Raw genomic sequence first — 17,551 nt, 5'->3', positions numbered from 1 at the left:
CGCCCCCGGAGGGCCGGCAAGGCTCAGGACCCGCAAGGCTTAGGAACCGGCGCGCTCCAGGTGGGAACGGATGAACCACTGGAACAGCTCCAGCTCCTTGACCTGGCCGATGAGCATGTCCTCGGTGATGGGGTCGACCTGCCCGGCCTTGGCGAGGACGTCACGGTGGTCCTCGATGACGCCGGTGTAGACGGTGTCCAGCTCCGCCAGGTGGGCCATGGAGTCGGCTTTGCCGAGCGGGTAGTCCTCCCAGTGGCGGCGGGCCACGAGCTCACCGGTGCGGCCGCTGGGACTGCCGCCCAGGGTCGCGATGCGCTCGGCGGTCTCGTCCACGAAGCCACGGACGACGTCGACCTGGGGGTCGAGCATCTCGTGGACGGCGATGAAGTGCGGCCCGGTCACGTTCCAGTGGACATGCTTGAGGGCCAGCTGCAGATCGTTCAGAGCGTGGAGCCGGACCTGGAGCAGGCCGGCGATCTCATGTCCGTTCTCGCGGGCCAGACCCGGCACGGTGTAGTCGGAATACTGGTCTTCTGCCATCGGGAACTCCTTTCGCGGCGGGCACGGGTGCCCGCAGTCGACTGCTCGTGCCCGCATCCTAAGCCCGACGCGGGGCCACGGTCATCCGATGGGGTTCCGCAGACGCTATGACGCGAGGCGGCCCGGTCAGCTCACGCGGGCCGGGGTTGTCAGCACCCGTCCCTCGCCGACCTCGCGGATCTCACCGGTCAGCCGCACGGAGGCCTCCAGGGGCAGATCCCCGGCGGAGGGTCCGGACCACAGGTCGATGCGTCCCGGCTCCACGATCCGGCGCAGCTGCACACCGGTGAAGGAGAACCTGTCGGCATGGAGGGTGAAGGTCACCTCGCGGGTCTCCCCGGGCTGCAGGGCGGCCCGCGCATAGCCGACCAGCTGCCGGACCGGGCGGGCCACCTGGGCCACCGGGTCGCCCACGTAGAGCTGCACGACCTCATCCACCGGACGCTCCCCGGTGTTGGCGACGGTGACGGTGGCCTCCACCGTGCCGTCGACGGCGATCTCCTCCGCGGACAGGCGCAGGTCCCGGTACTCCACAGTGGAGTAGCTCAGCCCGTGGCCGAAGGGATACAGCGGTGTCGGGTCCAGGTTGGACACCCCCTGGCTGTTCTGGCCCAGCGGGGCGGCGATGTAGCCCGCCGGCTGGCCGCCCGGATGCGCGGGCACGCCGATCGGCAGTCGCCCGCTGGGCTCCACTGAGCCGGTGAGCAGCCCGGCCAGGGCGGGGGCGCCCTCCTCACCGGGGAAGAAGGCCTGCACGATCGCCGAGCACCGCTGGGCCAGGCCGCCCAGCGCGTAGGGGCGTCCGGAGACCACCACCAGCACCACAGGAGTCCCGGATGCCTCAGCGGCGTCCAGCACGGCCTCCACCAGCTCGTGCTGGGCGCCGGGCAGCCGCAGGTCCTCCACATCGCAGCCCTCACCCGAGGTGCCCGCGCCGAACATGCCGGCGATGTCGCCCACCGTCACCACGGCCAGGTCGGACTCCGCCGCGGCCCGTGCGGCCGCGGCGATGCCGGAGGTGTCATGCTCCACGATCGGGGCGCCGGCGGCATAGGTGATCTCGGCGCCGTCGTAGGCCTCGCGCAGCGCGGCGAGGATGGTGGGCATCGGCACGCCGATCCCCTGGTGTGGGAAGGTCCCGGCGGGGTACTTGGCCAGCACATGGTTGGGGAACGAGTAGCAGCCCATCATGGTGCGCGGCTCGTCCGCGGAGGGCCCGACGACGGCGATCCGCCTGCCGGCCAGGGACTGCGGCTGAGCCGGCAGGACGCCGTCGTTGGCCAGCAGCACCAGCGAACGCTCGGCGACCTTCCGCGCCAGGGCACGGTTGGCCGGGGAGTCCAGGTCGATGCTCTCGTCCACGGCAGGCTCATAGGCCTCACCCTCGGCGGCGTCGAGCAGGCCGAGCTCGATCTTCTGGCGCAGCACCCGGCGCACGGAGCGGTCGAGGACGGCCTCGTCGAGCTTCCCGTCGCGCACCTGCTGGGCCAGAGTGCGGTAGCCGCCGGTGTGCGGCAGCTCCACGTCGAGCCCGGCGCTCACGGCCAGGCGCGCCGCCTCCGCCTGGTCTTCGGCCACACGGTGCATCTTCTCGAGGAAGGCCACGGACCAGTAGTCGGCGACCACGGTGCCCTCGAAGCCCCACCGATCGCGCAGCACCTCGGTGAGCAGCCGCGTGGAGGCGGCGGGGGCCTCTCCATCGATGTCGGCGTAGGAGTTCATCACCGAACCGACCTGCCCCTCACGGACCGCCATCTCGAAGGGCACCAGGATCAGGTCCTCCAGCTCACGGGGGCCGATGTGCACCGGGGCGTGGTTCCGCGCCGCGCGGGAGGCGGCGTAGCCGGCGAAGTGCTTCAGCGTGGCGATGATCCCTGCCCGCTGCAGCCCCTTCACATAGGCGGTGCCCAGGGTCCCGATCACATACGGGTCCTCACCGATGGTCTCCTCCACCCGGCCCCATCGGGCGTCCCGGACGACGTCGAGCACCGGCGAGAGCCCCTGGTGGACGCCGACGGCGGCCATGTCCCGCCCGATGGCGGCGGCCATCTCCTCGATGAGCTCGGGGTCGAAGGTCGCGCCCCAGGCCAGAGAGGTGGGGTAGACGGTCGCCTGGTAGGCGGTGAAACCGGTGAGGCATTCCTCATGGGCGATCGCGGGGATGCCGAAACGGTTGGCGGCCACCACGGCGGCCTGCCGTTCGCGCAGGTCCTTCGCCCCCTCGGGGACGGTCAGCGCCACGGTGCCGTAGGTGCGGGTCAGGTGGCCCTCGCCGTCGACGATCTCCTGCGCGAAGGGCAGCTTCCCGGCGGACATGGCGTCCTCCATGGGGGCGACCTCCCCCTGGGCCTCCTCGTCCTCGCGCATCTCCCAGTGGGAGCCCAGCTGAGAGACCTTCTCCTCCAGGGTCATCTGCGCCAGCAGCGCCTCGACCCGCTCCGCGACCGGCAGCGAGGGGTCGTTCCACGGGCCGGTGATCCGGTCCACGGCAGGGGCGTTCTGGGTGGTCACGTCGCTCATGGGAGCTCCTTCGGGAAGATCGTCGGGGTCGAGGGCGCGGGAGGTCAGATCACTTGCCGAAGCCGGCGGTCAGGCCGGCGACGATGTACCGGCGACCCAGGATGTAGGCCACCAGCAGCGGCACCGCCGAGAGCACGACGGCGGCCAGAGTGGCGGGCACGTCGATGGCGAACTGGCCCTGGTACTCCCACAGGGACAGCGGCAGCACGCGCACGTCACGGGACTGGGTGAGGATCAGCGGGAACAGGAACCCGTTCCACACCTGCAGCGCCTGGTAGATGCCCACGGTCATCAGCGCGGGGATCGACATCGGCACCACCAGGTTCCACAGGATCTTCCACTCCCCGGCGCCGTCCATCCGCATGGACTCGAACAGCTCCGCCGGGATGTCCCGGACGAAGTTGACGATGATCAGCACGCTCAGCGGGATCGCGAAGGCGATCTGCGGCAGGATCAGCGCCCACAGGGTGTCATACAGACCCAGCTGCCGGATCAGGTAGTACACCGGGATGATCGTGGCCTGCACCGGGATCGCGATGCCCAGCAGGATCACGCTGAACAGCCGCTGCCCGCCGGCGCTGACCGAGCGCACGATGTAGTAGGAGGCCATCAGCGAGACGGCCAGCACCACGGCGACGGTGGCCAGGGTGACGATCACCGAGTTGAGGAAGAAGTGGAAGAAGTCGTTCTCGATGACCCGGACGAAGTTGCCCAGCGTCGGCTCCGTCGACGGCACCAGCGGGTTCGACTGTGCCAGGTCAGAACGGTCACGGAATGCCGTGATGACGATGAAGTAGATCGGCAGGATGATCACGGCCAGCCAGAGCCAGCCGGAGATCCCCGCCAGCACGTTGGGACGCTCGGTGGGCTTGCGCGCTTTGCGGCGGTTCGGCGTCGGGCGCCCTGCGGGGGTGACGACCTTCTCGGCGGCGCGTTCGGGGGTCTTCACGGTCTCGGTGCTCATCCCATACCTGCCTTGTCACTCTCCATACGGCTGGATCCGGAGATCTTGTTCAGCGCCAGGGAGAGGGTCAGTCCGACGGCGACCAGGATCACGGCGATCACCGAGGCGCCGCCCATGTCGAAGTTGCGGAAGCCGGTGATGTACATGTCCAGCGGCAGGATCCTGGTGGCGCTGCCGGGGCCGCCCTGGGTCAGCACGAACACCAGGTCGAAGTAGGTCAGCGAGCCCACCAGCATCAGCGTGGAGGAGGTGATCGCGGTATAGCGCAGCTGGGGCAGCGTGATGGAGAAGAACTGCCGCACCCGCCCGGCGCCGTCGATGGTGGCCGCCTCGTACAGGGAGGCGGGGATCTGACGGACGCCGGCCTGATAGAGCAGCGAGTGGAAGGGGACGAAGCACCATCCCACCACGAAGATCACCACGTAGAGGGCGATGTCCGGGTTCCCGAGCCATTGAGCCGGCAGCCAGTCGAAGGGCAGGGCCGTACTGATCCCGTAGTTCGGGCTGAACAGCGCCTGGAACGTCAGGCCGACCGCCACCGAGGAGAACAGCAGCGGCAGGAAGAACAGCACCGACAGGAAGGCTCGGTACTTCTGCGCGCCGGCCATGAAGACACCCAGCAGCAGCGCCACCGGTGCCTGGAAGATGAACGAGACGGTCACGAAGACGAAGGTCAGCCACAGAGCGTTGTGCGTGTGGTCGCGCTCCAGGATCCGGAACCAGTTGTCCAGTCCGACGAAGCTGGGAGAACCGAGGCCGTCCCAGCTCATGAAGGACAGGACCACCACGCCGGCCAGCGGGATGAGGGCGAAGACGCCGAAGAACAGGACCGCGGGCAGCGCCATGAGGAACGAAGGTCCCTTCTGGCGCCGCCCGGTGGTCCCGCCACGGCGGACGGGGGAAGCGGTCTGAGTCATGATGCTGGTGGACTCAGTCCTGGTAGGCGTTCATGTTCTCGGCGAACTCTTCCGGGGTGATGGTCCCCAGGAGGATGTTCTCCAGGTTCTCCATCAGCGGCTGGGCCACTTCAGGCGCCACCGCCTGGTCCCAGGAGAGCTGGAAGTGGTTCGCCCCGGCGACGATCTCGTCGGCGAACTGCAGGAAGTCGGCGTCCTCGGTCTCGGCGATGACGTCGTCGATGTCGTTCAGCGGGGGCAGACCGCCGCCTTCGACCATGGTCTGGACGGTGTCCTCGTTGTAAAGGTGCTCGGTGATGTAGTCCAGGGCGACCTGCTGCTCCTCCTCGGAGGCGTCGGCGGAGACCGACCAGAAGTTGGCCGGGTTGCCCACGATGTTGCTGGGGTCCCCAGCGCCGTCCTCCAGGACGGGGAACTCGGCGAAGCCGAAGTTCCCGGACTCCGCGAAGTCGGGGAAGTCCGAGTGCACGGTCGCATAGACCCACGAGCCCTGCAGCAGCATGGCGGCCTCGCCGTCGGCGAGCAGGCGCGCGTCCTCGTTCTGGCCGGCGTCGACTCCGGTGAAGGTGTCGGCGTCGAAGCCGCCCTCGGTGGCCAGCTCCTGGATGGTCTCCAGCGCGAACAGGATGGACTCGTCGCTCCAGGCCTCCGCCTCGCCGTCGACCACGGCCTGGAAGACCTCCTCGCCGCCGTGGCGGTCGGTGAGGTACTGCAGCCACATCAGCGCCGGCCAGACGGAGCCGCCGGCCAGCGAGAACGGGGTGACGTCGTGCTCGTTGAAGACCTCGATGGCCTCCTCGACCTCGGACCAGGTCTGCGGGACCTCGAGTCCGACCTCGTCGAAGAGCTCCTGGTTGTAGTACATGACCACCGGCTGGACGTCGTTCATCGGCACCGCATACTGGGCGCCGTCGACCTCGCCGTTCTGCCAGACGGACTCGTGCACGCGGGACTCGAGGTCGCCGACCTGCTCGGTGAGGTCCACCACGCGGTCCTGGGCGACGTACTCGTTCAGCGCGCCCCCGGTCCAGGACATGATCAGCGTGGGTGCCTCGCCGGAGCCGACCACGGTGCGGATGCGTTCCTTGTAGGCGTCGTTCTCGAACTCCTCCACGGAGATCTGTTCGCCGTCCTCGGCCTGCTCGTTCCAGCGGTCGAAGTCCTCGGCGATCGTGGGCCAGCCGCCGCCGGTGAGGATCCAGGCGTCGGCGCCGTCTCCGCCGCTCCCTCCGCCGCAGGCGGAGAGGGCGAGCAGAGAGGTGGCCGCGACGCCTGCGGTGGCGATGCGGAGCGGTGTTCTGCGGCTCATGAGGGGTCCTTTCCCTTCGGTGCGAGGTGGTGGACGCCGGCGCCTCCGAGCACGCCGACGACGGTGCGGTCGGCGGAGTGCTCGGCGCGGCGGCGGGAGCGTCGTCGCCGGTGCCGCGACGGATGCCCCGGGGGTGCCACCGGAGTGTGATCCATATTTCGTCTTTCCGCAAGACTAAATACCGCGCACGAGGGTGTCAAGCGCCACAGGTCACAGGCGGACACGGGGGGCGGCGTCGAGGGTGATGTGCACAGCGACAGGGATGGTCACGCTCTCACAGAGTGCACGGGAGGCTCGGGCGCCCGCACAGCACGGAAGATCGTCTCTCCATGAGAGATCGCCCCTCAATACAGGGACGATCTCTCACCGGGAGACGATTTCTTGCTCAGGCGCACGCCCTCAGGCTCTCCCACCGCGGCAGCCACACACCTACCCCGCGGCGATACTCCTCGAACTCCGCCCCGAACCGGGCTGCGAGATCCTCCTCCTCGAGCGGTCGGACCAGGGTGTTCCAGATCAGCGAGCCGGCCACCGCATAGAGGACCACCAGCCAGGAGCCGACCAGCAGGCTCGCCCCGAGAAGGACCACAGCACCCACCACGACGACGGCGCCCGGCAGCTCGATCCCCACACCCCACCGGCGCTCGCACCACAGGATGACCCCGGGCAGCAGCACCAGGAACAGCAACCAGAAGACGGCCAGCTGAGCGAACGTCTGCCCCACCAGCCGGCCGCGGCTCGAAGCCCGGGCGGCCCGGAAACGGAAAGGCCCGCGCAGCAGCATCTCAGCGGGAAGCCGACCGAGGTGCAGCACCACCCCGGCTCCCAGCGAGCCGCCGGCGGCCGCGAACATGATCAGCGCACCCCAGCCCGCCTGACCGGTGATCGAGGCATACCCGACCATCGCGGCGGTCACCAGCACCGTCCAGGGGACAGCCACCCAGATCAGCGGCCGCAGTCCGGCGGCCACCAGCGCTGAGGCGATCACGAACAGCGGCACGTCCAGGATCCCGACGATCACGGGGTCCAGTCCACCGAGCGTGGACCCACGCACCCCCGGGACCGTGAAGACACCCGCCCACCAGAGCGCTCCGCCGAGGGCTTGGAGCGCGAAGTACAGCCGCCCCCACCGCACGGCGACGACGTCGTCGGCGAGGATCCGGGGCAACGCTGGCGGCATGGGCTCAGCCTACCGAGCCGCCCCACCAGGACTCCCCGCACAGCACCTGCCACCCGCGACGCACCCGACCCGCGCGGGCGTCCGTCAGAATGCCGTCGACGTCGCGGGGTATGCGCCGTCCGCTGGCGCGGTGACCACCTGGAGTGGTCCAGGCGACCCAACGACGGCGACCCCCTCCGCCGCTGACATGCACCGCCCCGCCGACCACCGTGAGGATCTCCTGATCGACGGCCGCCAGCAGATCTGCGGAGCCGGAGTCGCAGGCGTCGCAGCCGCGGTCCGGCTCCCAGCCCAGAAGCACCGGTTCAGAGCCTCCTCGGGCGTCGCCCATCCCGACGGCGACGACGGTCTCCCCCACGCCCTCCAGCGCGCCGGTGACCAGGACCAGCGGCTGGGCGTCCGAGCGCCGGGGCACGATGAGACGCACCTGCGGCTGCTCCGGCCGGAAAGTCCAGGACGCCGGCACCGCGGTCAGCACTGCCGTCGGAACGGTGGCCGGCGCTGTGGTTGGCGCTATGGTCGGCACGGCGTCGCCGAGACCCAGACGCTCCAGCGCACGCTCCCAGGCCCGGGCTCGTGCGCCCACGATCCTGTACCTCTCTGGCTCGCTGACCCGGGAATACGCGTCCTCGGGCGGCTCCGAGCCTCCGCCGGGCAGGAGGCGCTGCGGATACTGGTCGTCCCAGGAGATCTCACTCAGCGGGTCGGCTCGGTATTCCGCCTCGACGGCGGCCCGGACGTCGTCGCGGGTGAGGCCGGGGCCGCTCACGCGGCGAACCGCCGATTCCGCACCTGGCGGTTGTGGCGCCTAGAGATCAGCAGGACGGAGCAGAGCATGACGATGAACAGCGCCGGAATCACCAGCGAATCCGTGGCGGAGGCGAGGCTGCTGACGCCCAGGACCAGCAGAGCGGCGCCCAGCGCGGTCAGCACCGCCACCCACGGCGGCGTGGTGGAGGGATAGCCGAACCACGGCAGACGCTCGTCAGGGTTGGCACGCGCCAGGCCGCATCGCGGACGGTGACCCGCTGGTGGTACAGCCCCGTGGTGGCGGTGATGTAGAGGTCGAGCCCGTCCGGGCCGCCGAAGCACAGGTTCGACACCACCTCCGGCACCGGCAGGTGCCCCAGATGCTCGCCGGACGGCGAGTACAGGTGCACCCCGTCCCCGGCGGAGCTCCAGATGCGCCCGTCCACGTCCACCCGGATGCCGTCCGGCACGCCCTCGGCGATCTCGAACAGCGTCCAGCCCTCCCCGCAGCGCACCGCCCGACCGGTCCGGGCGGCCTCTCCATCACGGATCACCGGGTAGGCGCGCACATGGTGCGGGTTCCCCTCTCCCGGCTTCCGGGCGGCGAGGGTGTCGCTGACGTAGAGCACCGACTCGTCGGGGGAGAGCGCCAACCCGTTGGGGTCTCCCATCTCCGTGACCATCGGCTGGGCCTCCCCGGTGTGCGGGTCCACGCGGAACACGTAGCAGCCGCCGTACTCCATCTCCCCAGGGTGACCCTCCTCCGGGTTGACGATGCCGTACGGCGGATCGGTGAACCAGACCGCCCCGTCGGAGGCCACAACGACGTCGTTGGGCGAGTTGAACCGCCCGCCGGCCCAGCGCTCCACCACCGGAGTGACCCCCGGACCCTGCTGCCCCGAGGCCTCCACCTCCACCCGGCGGAGCCCGTGGGAGCACTGCACCACCGCGCCGTCGGGGCGCAGGGTCCGCCCGTTGGTGAACTCGACCTCGTCACGATGCACGGAGGCCTTCCCCGTGGCGGGGTCGTACTGCAGGATGCGGTTCCCGGGGATGTCAGACCAGCGCACGACGCCGGCGTCCGGCACCCAGCAGGGCCCCTCCGTCCACGTGGCGCCGTCGGCGACCTTGCGCAGCGTGGATCCGGGCTCGAGCAGTTCATCCAGCGTCATGGAGCTCATCCGTCCAGCCTGCCACGATGGGCCCGCCCATGGGAGGCCCCGATCTCCAGCAGCTCCAGGTACCCGTCCAACCCCCAGGCCGAGCGGCCGACGAACAGTCCGTCCACCCCGGGGATCCCCAGCAGCTCAGCCGCATTGTCCTGGTTCACCGAGCCGCCGTAGAGCACCGCCTCCACCTGGGCGCCATAGGCACGGTCCAGGGCGGCGAAGGGTGCGGAGAGCTCCTGCACCGTGGCGGGCCTGCCGTGCTCGCCGATGGCCCAGATGGGCTCATAAGCCACCAGCACCCGCGCCAGCTGGGCGGAGTCCAGTCCGGCGAGCGCCCCGCGCACCTGGGCGAGGATGAACTCCTCGGCGTCACCGACGTCCCGGACCGCAGCGGGCTCGCCGACGCACAGCAGGGGCCGCAGCCCGTGGCGCAGCGCGGCGCGGACCTTCAGCGCGGTGGTCTCCACCGTCTCGCCGAAGTGCTCGCGCCGCTCGGAGTGTCCGATCTCGATCAGCCGGGCCCCGGCGTCGGCGGCCTGCGGCACGGAGATCTCCCCGGTCCAGGCGCCGGCGTCCTCCCAGTGGGCATTCTGGGCACCCAGCAGCACCTGGGCCTGGACGTGCTGCAGCTGCCGGTCCACCTCGGCCAGCGCGGTGTGCGGCGGGATGACGAATGCCTGCACAGCGTCGGTCAGCTCCGGGCGGACCTGGAGAGTCTCGGCGAGTCCGGCCGTGTAATGGCGCGCCTCGGCGAGGGTCTTGGTCATCTTCCAGCTGGTGCCGATCCAGCACGACGACGTCGCGGCCAGTCCCATCAGCGGGCCTCGAGCCAGGAGGCGACGTCGGCGGCGAGCATGCCGAAGGAGACCGCCCCGGGGTCAGGGGTGCCGCGGGACTTCTCGCCCAGCACCCGGGAGCGGCCGAGCCGGGCGGTGAGCTCTGCGGTGGCCTCCGCGGCCTGCTGGGCGGTGCGAGCGGCCTGCCGTGCGGCGGCGGCCAGATCCCCGTCGGCGTGGAACGTCGCGGCCAGGCTCCGGGCGTAGGGCGCGGCGGCGTCCATCATGGTCTTGTCCCCGGGCTGGGCCCCGCCGAGCCGAGCGACGGCGTCCACGGCGGCGCCCAGCGCGGCGGCGATGTCGGCGTCGGTGGGGGCCGCATCGTCGCTCAGCGCGCCGCCGGCGGCTGTCAGGGCGGCGCCCCACAGGGCTCCGGAGGTGCCGCCGGCGGATTCGGCCCAGGCGGAGCCGGCCCGCACCAGCAGCGTGCGCACCCCGGAGCCGCCGTCGAGGGCTTCCTGGGCGGCGGCCACGGCACCCCGGGTGCCCAGGCGCATGCCCTGACCGTGGTCGCCGTCTCCGGCGATCGCGTCGATGCGGCCCAGCTCCTCCTCGTGCGCCGCGCAGGTGGCCTCGAAGCGCTCCACCAGCCGCAGCACCTGGGCGGCGCAGGCCCGGGAGGCCTCGGCGGCCTCCGGAATCGCCTCGGCGCCGGGAGCGTAGATCTCATCGCGGGCAGGGGCCTCAGCACTGGGTCCGACGACGGCGCCGCCGCGCCGGAGCGCGGGTGTGTCCACGGGGGCGAGCCAGTGGCGCTCCAGCTCCTCGTCGAGGACCACGAGGGTCAGCGAGAGACCGGCCATGTCGAGGCTGGTGACGAACTCACCGACCTCGGGACGCACCACGGTGAGCCCGGCGTCGGCAAGACGTTCCGCCACCCGCCGGTGGACCACGAAGAGCTCCTCGTATTTGACCGTGCCCAGCCCGTTGAGCAGCATCGCCACCCGGCCGGAGTGTCCGGCGGGAGCGACCGCGGCCTGCACGGCGGGGAGCTCGGCGAGCAGGCCGTCCACCAGCAGGTCCGCGACCTCGTCGGCGGTGCCGAGGGCACGGTCCTCCACTCCCGGTTCGCCGTGGATGCCCAGGCCGACCCCCATGGTGCCGGGTTCCACGTGGAACAGGGGCTCCTGGGCCCCGGGCAGGGTGCAGCCGTCGAAGGCCACGCCCAGGGAGATCGTCGCGCTGTCGGCCCGGCGGGCGATCCGCTCGGCCTCGTCCAGGTCGGCGCCCGCCTCGATGGCCGCACCGGTGATCTTGAAGACCGGCAGGTCCCCGGCGATGCCGCGCCGGGTGCGCCGCTGGTCGGCGGGCCCGGAGGCGACGTCGTCGGTGACGGCCACGATACGGGTATCGATGCCCTCGGCGCGCAGCTTCTCGGCGGCCGCCCCGAAGTGGAGCACATCGCCGGCGTAGTTGCCGAAGCCGAGGATGACCCCTCCCCCGTTGTCGGCGTTGCGGGCCACCGCATGCACCTGGGAGGCCGAGGGGGAGGCGAAGATGTTGCCGCAGGGGGCGCCGTGGCCCATCCCTGGGCCGACCCAGCCGGCGAAGGCCGGGTAGTGGCCGGAGCCGCCGCCGATCACCAGGGCGGGCTGGCCGGGCGGGGTCTGCCGCGCCCGGACCACCCCTCCGTGGACGGCGGTCACGTGCTCAGGGTGGGCGGCGACGAAGCCGGCCACCGCCTCGGCGGCGAAGTCGGAGGAGTCGTTGATCAGGTAGGTCATCAGGTGTCCTCGGTTCTGTTCTCTCAGACGACCAGCGCGTAGGCCGCCCAGCTCAGCAGGAAGGCCATGACGCCGATCGCGGTGCCGATGACGCTCCAGGTCTTCAGCGTGGTCATGGTGTCGAAGCCGCAGAAGCGGCCCACCAGCCAGAAGCCGGAGTCGTTGAAGTGGGAGCAGGTGATGGAGCCCGCCACGATGGCCACCACCACGGTGGCCAGCGCGAAGCCGTCCAGGCCGAGCCCGGCCACAGCGGGGGCCATGATGGAGCCGGCCGTGGTGGCCGCGACGGTGGCCGAGCCCTGGGCGACGCGGATGACCACCGCCACCAGGAACCCGGCGAGGATGACCGGCAGCCCCATGGCGTCGAGGCCGTCGGCGATGGACTCCCCGATGCCGGTGGCGGTCAGCACGGCGCCGAAGGCACCGCCGGCTCCGGTGATCAGGATGATCGAGCAGACCGGGGCCAGGGCGTTGTCGGTGAGGTCGGACAGCGCCGAGCCCACCGTGGCGCCGCGGGCCCGGCGGGGGCGGATGTACAGCAGGTACATGGCTACCAGAGAGGAGATCAGCAGCGCCACCGGGGTGGGGCCGATCAGCTGGGACAGCGCGTAGACGGGACTCTCGGTGGGCAGCGTGCCGTCGGCCTCCAGCGTGGAGGACAGCGTGTTGAAGAAGATCAGCACCAGCGGAAGCACCAGGCAGCCGATCACCGTGCCGAAAGCCGGCAGCTCGTCCTCCTCCTTGACTTCGGGTTCACCGAACAGCGTCGGCACCGGGTAGCCGGGGTATCGCCTGGCCAGCACGAGGCCGAGTCGGTAGCCGGCCAGGTACCAGGTGGGCAGACCCACCAGCAGGGCCACCAGCAGCACGGTGCCGACGTCGGCGCCCATCACGGTGGCCGCCGCCGTCGGGCCCGGATGCGGCGGGGTGAGCGCATGCATCATCAGGAACGCCCCGATGGAGGGCAGCACGTAGAGCATGAAGCTGCCGCCCAGTCGGCGGGCCACCGTGTAGATCATCGGCAGCATCACGATGAACCCGGCGTCCAGGAAGATCGGGAAGGCGTAGAACAGGGAGGCCACGGCGAGCGCGAGCGGCGCCTTGCGCTCGCCGAAGGTGCGCAGCATGCGGTCCGCCAGCACCTGGGCGCCGCCGGAGGCCTCCACGAGGCGGCCCAGCACCGCGCCGAAGCCGATGAGCAGCGCCACGTTGCCCACGGTGGTGGAGAATCCGCTCACGACGACGTCGAGGACGTCGCCGATGCCGATCCCGGCGACCAGTGCGGTGAGCAGGGAGACGATGATCAGGGCGAAGAAGGCGTGGAGCTTGACCTTGACGATGAGCACCAGCAGGGCCGCGATGGCGGCGACCGCGATGAGCATGAGCGCCCAGGTGGGGTGCTCCACGGCGAGGGTGATGCCGTCCATGGGACTCAGTCCGTCCCCTCGGGGCGGGTGCCCGTCGGCGCCGGGCCGAGCTCGCGCAGCAGGTCACCCATCCGGGCGTAGGCCTTGTTGCGGTAGGCGATGAGCTCGGCGGCGGTCTGCTCGTCGAAGTCGCCGGTCCAGCCCTTGCCGTTCTTCACCCCGTGACGGCCGGACTCCACCTGGTCGAGCAGCATCTGCGGGGTGGCCATACGCTCTCCGAAGGCCTCTTCGACGATGCGGAAGCACTTGGCGTAGACGTCCAGGCCGGCCTGGTCGGCGATGGCGAAGGGCCCGAAGAAGCCCAGCCGGAAGCCGAAGGTGGTGCGGACGATGATGTCCACCGCCTCCGGGGTGGCCACGCCCTCCTCCACGACGGTGACGGCCTCTTTGAGCAGAGCGTACTGGAGGCGGTTGAGCACCATGCCGGGCACGTCGGCGACCTCAGCGCCCTCCTTGCCGATCCGCGGCAGCAGCTCTTTGACCGCCTCGACGGCCCAGGCCTCGGTGGCCTCTCCGGAGACGAGTTCGACGCCCGGGATGAAGGGGGCGGGGTTGGAGAAGTGGACCGTGAGGAACTGCCCGGGGTTGGTCACATGCGGGGCGAGCACGTGGACGGGAATGGTGGAGGTGTTGGTCCCGATGATGGCGTCCTCACGGGCGTGCTCGGAGATGCGCCCGAGGACCTCCTGCTTGACCTCGGGGGACTCGAAGACGGCCTCCTCGATGAGATCGGCCCGGGCGACGGCGGCCTCGAAGCTGGTGCCGGCGCTCAGGTGGGTGCGGATGGTCTCCGTGGAGCCGGCCGGGTAGAGGCCCTGGTCTTCGAACTGCTGGGCCTCGGCGAGCAGGCGCTCCAGGCCGCGGGCGGTGGTCTCGGAGTCGACGTCGACGATCTGGACGTCCAGGCCGGCCAGGGCCATGGACTGGGCGATGCCGCCGCCCATGTAGCCGGCGCCGACGACGGTGACGGTGCTGATGGTGGTCATGCGGGTGTTCTCCTTGGGTCAGGGACGGGATCAGCCGGTGGGCAGCGCGGAGCGGAGCACCTGGCGAATGTAGTCACGGTTCTCGGCGCAGACGCCGATGGAGTCGGAGCCGTAGTGCTCGCAGCAGAACGGCCCGGTGAAGCCGAGCTCCAGGGCCCGGCGGATGATGCGCCGGTAGTTGATGTAGCCGTGCTTCAGCGGCAGCGGCGCGGTGGCATAGGCCCCGGTGGCGGGGTCGAAGTCCCTCGAGTAGTTCTTGATGTGCCAGAAGTTGGTGTGCGGCAGGACCTTCTCGAACATCGCGTCGGGGTCCTCCACGGGGCGGTGGAGCCGCACCAGGTTGCCGAGGTCGGGGTTGAGCCCGACGGCCGGGTGGTCGACGTCGCGGAGGAAGGCCACGGCCTCATCCGGAGTGCCGACGAACGTGTCCTCGTACATCTCCAGACTCAGTTCGACGCCGTTGGCCTGCGCGTGGTCGCCGAGCTCGCGGATGCGCTCGATCGCCAGGGGCCGCAGGGCAGGGTCGTCCACGTGGCCGTCGGCCAGCCAGAACCACAGGGCGTCGGCCTGAGCGGGGGTGAAGGCCTGCATGAATCCGGTGTTGACGATGGTGGCGCCGAACTCCGGAGCCAGGTCGAGGAGCCGGTGGGCGTCGGCGAGGTTCCGTTCCCCGTGCTGGACGTCCACCACGGAGTTCCGCGTCATGGAGATCGAGGGGATCTGCAGGCCGTGGTCGGCCAGGACCGCTTTGAACTCGGCGATCCGGGCGTCGCTGAGCCGGTGCAGCGGCAGCCAGGCGTCGGTGGGGTCGATGTGGGTGAAGCCGAGGTCGCGCATCTGGGCCAGGCAGTCGGCCCAGGCGGAGGCGGGCTCGTCCCACCAGGGGCGCCCGCTGGGGCCAGTGGGGCCGAAGGCGAGCATGTTGCCGGCGATGGGCCAGGTCTCCGCCGCGTGCGGGACAGGTCTCGGGGTCTGGACGGGCATGGGCGGGTCCTCTCTGCCGGGGCATCGGACGACCATCCCCGGAATGTGACGCAGGTCCTGTGGCTCGGACCACATGCTCGCATATCCTATAGGAAATAGGAAGATGCAGGACCGTGTCGCCGTCGACCCGCTAGGATCACCAGACGATGAACCGCTCGCTCAGCCCTCGCTCCGGCCGCCGCTCCGACCTCCGCGCCGGCGACTCCGATGCCACCGACCCCGGCGCCCGGGTGGCCCGGCGCGCGTTGCGCGATGAGGTCTACTCCGCCCTGTTCGACCGCATCCTGGACGGCTCGGCGCCTGCGGGCAGCTCGATGAGCATCGACGCCCTGGCCCGGGAGCTGGACGTCTCCCCCACTCCGGTGCGGGAGGCTCTGGTGCAGCTGGAGCACACCGGGCTGGTGACCCGGGTGGCGCTGAAGGGATACCGGGTGGCGCCCCAACTGAGCGGCCAGCAGCTGCGCGAACTGTTCGAGATGCGCATGATCGTGGAGATGGCCGCCGTGGAGCGCGCCGCCGAGCGGGCCGCCGCCCTGACCCCCGTGCTGCGTGCCGCCCACGAGCGGCACGTCCGCGCCGCCCAACGGGTGCGCGCCCTGCGGACCCAGGAGGACCACGCCGAGAGCCACACGGCAGGCGACGCCGCCCCGCAGGACTTCGAGGACCTGCGGGAGTACTTCGAGGCTGACCGTGACTTCCACCGGGTCATCCTCGAGGCGGCCGGGAACCGCTATCTGCTGCAGACCAGTGAGTCACTCAGCGCCCATGTGCAGCGCCTCCGCCAGACGGTGGACCACGGGGAGCTGGATCTGGACGAAGCCCTGGCCGAGCATGAAGCGGTGCTGGAGGCCTTCGAGTCCGGAGACCCGGAGCTGATGCGTCGTACGCTGCGCACGCACCTGCAGGCCGTGGCCTCCCGCGTGCGCAGCGACGACTGATCACTGACTCCGGCCCTCACTCCGGCTGAGTGGCATTCATGTTCTCGGCGAACTCCTCCGGGGTGATCTGCCCCAGGAAGACGCTCTCCAGGTTCTCCAGCAGCGGCTGCTCCTGGCTCGGGTCCACCGCCTGGTCCCAGGACAGCTGGAAGCTCGGGGCGTCCCGCACCATGTCATAGGCGAAGCCCAGGAACTCCTCGTCCTCCGTGTCGGCGATCTTCTCCTCGAGCCCTTCCAGCGGCGGGATGTTGCCCGTCTCCAGCATGGCGTCCACGGACTCGTCGTTGAACAGGTGCTCGCTGAGGTAGTCGATCCCCGCCTGCTGGTCCTCCTCGGAGGCGTCCGCGGACACGGACCAGAAGTTCGCCGGGTTGCCCACGATGTTGGCCGGGTCCCCCGCCCCGCCCGGGATCTCCGGGAAAGTGGTGAACGCCAGGTCCCCGGAGGCGGCGAAGTCGGGGACGTCCTCGAGCATGCGCGAGTACACCCAGGATCCCTGCAGCACCATGGCGGCCCGCCCGTCGGCGAGCATCTGGGCATCCTCGTTCTGGTCGGCCACCACGGAGGAGAAGTTCGGGTCGAAGGCCTCGGCGTCGAGCAGCTCCTGGACCCGCTCGAGCGCCTCGAGGATCGCCGGATGGGACCAGGCGTCGGGCTCGCCGGCGACGACGGCGTCGAAGGCCTCCGGACCGCCGATCCTGTCGGTCAGGTACGAGGCCCACATCAGCATCGGCCATCGGGAGCCGCCCGCGAGTGCGAAGGGGACGATGTCGGCGTCGTTGAAGGCCTCCACGGCCTCGAGCATCTCGTCCCAGTCGGCGGGGACGTCGACGCCGACCTCGTCGAAGACGGCCTGGTTGACGTACATGACCACCGGCTGGACGTTGTTCATCGGCACCGCGTAGGTGCTGCCGTCCACCTCCCCGTTGGCGACCACGGAGTCGATGAGCCGCTCGCGCAGGTCTTCGGTGGACTCGGTGAGGTCGACGACGTAATCGTGCTCCACATACTCCAGCAGTGTGCCGCCGGTCCAGCCGACGATCAGCGTGGGCGCCTCGCCCGAGCCGACGGCGGTGCGGATGCGCTCCTTGTAGACGTCATTGGCGAAGGAGTCCACGGTGATCGCCTGATCCGGATTCTCCTCGTTCCAGGCCTCGAAGTCCTCCTCGACGACGGGCCAGACCCCTCCGTTGAGCACCCAGGCATTGGCCTCCCCTCCCCCGCCGCCCCCGCCGCAGGCCGTGAGGCCGAGCAGCAGAGTCGTCGTCGTGGCGCCGATGGTGGTGATCCGTGATGCCTGCATGGCG

Annotated in this window: 17 protein-coding genes; 1 reads left to right on the top strand and 16 read right to left on the bottom strand. The window is 70.5% G+C overall.

The genetic code is table 11. From position 1 onward, the window contains the following. Positions 1-39: 39 nt before the first annotated feature. The 15 genes from SD455_RS02760 to SD455_RS02690 form a co-directional block, all read right to left on the bottom strand. The gene (locus tag SD455_RS02760) at positions 40-540 is read right to left on the bottom strand and encodes a Dps family protein (RefSeq protein WP_083277216.1); all 501 of its coding nucleotides are present in this window, start codon (positions 538-540) and stop codon (positions 40-42) included. A gap of 126 nt (positions 541-666) precedes the next feature. Continuing rightward, positions 667-3,060 (bottom strand): glycoside hydrolase family 3 N-terminal domain-containing protein, encoded by a 2,394-nt coding sequence (locus SD455_RS02755; RefSeq protein ID WP_445507170.1) that lies wholly within the window; start codon positions 3,058-3,060, stop codon positions 667-669. A 49-nt stretch (positions 3,061-3,109) separates the two neighbouring features. Beyond that, positions 3,110-4,024, bottom strand: coding sequence for a carbohydrate ABC transporter permease (locus tag SD455_RS02750; RefSeq protein ID WP_083277215.1), 915 nt, complete (start codon positions 4,022-4,024; stop codon positions 3,110-3,112). After that, positions 4,021-4,941, bottom strand: a complete 921-nt coding sequence (locus tag SD455_RS02745) for a carbohydrate ABC transporter permease (RefSeq protein ID WP_070158495.1) — start codon at positions 4,939-4,941, stop codon at positions 4,021-4,023. Before SD455_RS02745 ends, SD455_RS02750 begins: the two co-directional genes overlap by 4 nt. A gap of 13 nt (positions 4,942-4,954) precedes the next feature. After that, on the bottom strand, positions 4,955-6,250 hold the full coding sequence (locus SD455_RS02740; RefSeq protein WP_445507169.1) for an extracellular solute-binding protein: 1,296 nt from the start codon (positions 6,248-6,250) through the stop codon (positions 4,955-4,957). Continuing rightward, positions 6,247-6,405 (bottom strand): hypothetical protein, encoded by a 159-nt coding sequence (locus SD455_RS02735; RefSeq protein ID WP_311025501.1) that lies wholly within the window; start codon positions 6,403-6,405, stop codon positions 6,247-6,249. Before SD455_RS02735 ends, SD455_RS02740 begins: the two co-directional genes overlap by 4 nt. 230 nt (positions 6,406-6,635) lie before the next feature. Continuing rightward, complete coding sequence (locus SD455_RS02730) at positions 6,636-7,430, bottom strand: hypothetical protein (protein WP_070158494.1); 795 nt, start codon at positions 7,428-7,430, stop codon at positions 6,636-6,638. Positions 7,431-7,434: 4 nt separating this feature from the next. Beyond that, the gene (locus tag SD455_RS02725) at positions 7,435-8,199 is read right to left on the bottom strand and encodes a DUF6226 family protein (RefSeq protein ID WP_070158493.1); all 765 of its coding nucleotides are present in this window, start codon (positions 8,197-8,199) and stop codon (positions 7,435-7,437) included. Then, the gene (locus SD455_RS02720) at positions 8,196-8,369 is read right to left on the bottom strand and encodes a hypothetical protein (protein ID WP_170922673.1); all 174 of its coding nucleotides are present in this window, start codon (positions 8,367-8,369) and stop codon (positions 8,196-8,198) included. The genes SD455_RS02725 and SD455_RS02720 overlap by 4 nt, the downstream gene beginning before the upstream one ends. Beyond that, a complete protein-coding gene (locus SD455_RS02715; protein WP_445507168.1) occupies positions 8,357-9,352 on the bottom strand; it encodes an SMP-30/gluconolactonase/LRE family protein in 996 nt (331 codons plus the stop codon). Before SD455_RS02715 ends, SD455_RS02720 begins: the two co-directional genes overlap by 13 nt. Positions 9,353-9,357: 5 nt before the next feature. Beyond that, positions 9,358-10,164, bottom strand: coding sequence for a triose-phosphate isomerase (locus tag SD455_RS02710; protein ID WP_445507167.1), 807 nt, complete (start codon positions 10,162-10,164; stop codon positions 9,358-9,360). Next, positions 10,164-11,909, bottom strand: a complete 1,746-nt coding sequence (locus SD455_RS02705; RefSeq protein WP_445507166.1) for a dihydroxyacetone kinase family protein — start codon at positions 11,907-11,909, stop codon at positions 10,164-10,166. Before SD455_RS02705 ends, SD455_RS02710 begins: the two co-directional genes overlap by 1 nt. Positions 11,910-11,932: 23 nt before the next feature. Next, the gene (locus SD455_RS02700) at positions 11,933-13,336 is read right to left on the bottom strand and encodes a GntP family permease (protein ID WP_445507165.1); all 1,404 of its coding nucleotides are present in this window, start codon (positions 13,334-13,336) and stop codon (positions 11,933-11,935) included. A 5-nt stretch (positions 13,337-13,341) separates the two neighbouring features. Then, positions 13,342-14,322, bottom strand: a complete 981-nt coding sequence (locus SD455_RS02695; protein ID WP_445507164.1) for a 3-hydroxyacyl-CoA dehydrogenase family protein — start codon at positions 14,320-14,322, stop codon at positions 13,342-13,344. 30 nt (positions 14,323-14,352) lie between these two features. Beyond that, the gene (locus SD455_RS02690) at positions 14,353-15,306 is read right to left on the bottom strand and encodes a sugar phosphate isomerase/epimerase family protein (RefSeq protein WP_070158802.1); all 954 of its coding nucleotides are present in this window, start codon (positions 15,304-15,306) and stop codon (positions 14,353-14,355) included. 146 nt (positions 15,307-15,452) lie between these two features. Here SD455_RS02690 and SD455_RS02685 point away from each other — a divergent pair, with 146 nt between their 5' ends. Beyond that, entirely contained in the window at positions 15,453-16,244 is a 792-nt protein-coding gene (locus SD455_RS02685) for an FCD domain-containing protein (protein ID WP_083277280.1), read from the top strand. Between the two features lie 16 nt (positions 16,245-16,260). Here SD455_RS02685 and SD455_RS02680 read toward each other — a convergent pair whose 3' ends face one another. Beyond that, positions 16,261-17,547, bottom strand: coding sequence for an extracellular solute-binding protein (locus SD455_RS02680; protein WP_445507163.1), 1,287 nt, complete (start codon positions 17,545-17,547; stop codon positions 16,261-16,263). Positions 17,548-17,551: the final 4 nt, after the last annotated feature.

Source organism: Nesterenkonia sp. K-15-9-6 (assembly GCF_052656005.1).
This window is presented reverse-complemented; position numbering and strand designations above follow the sequence as displayed.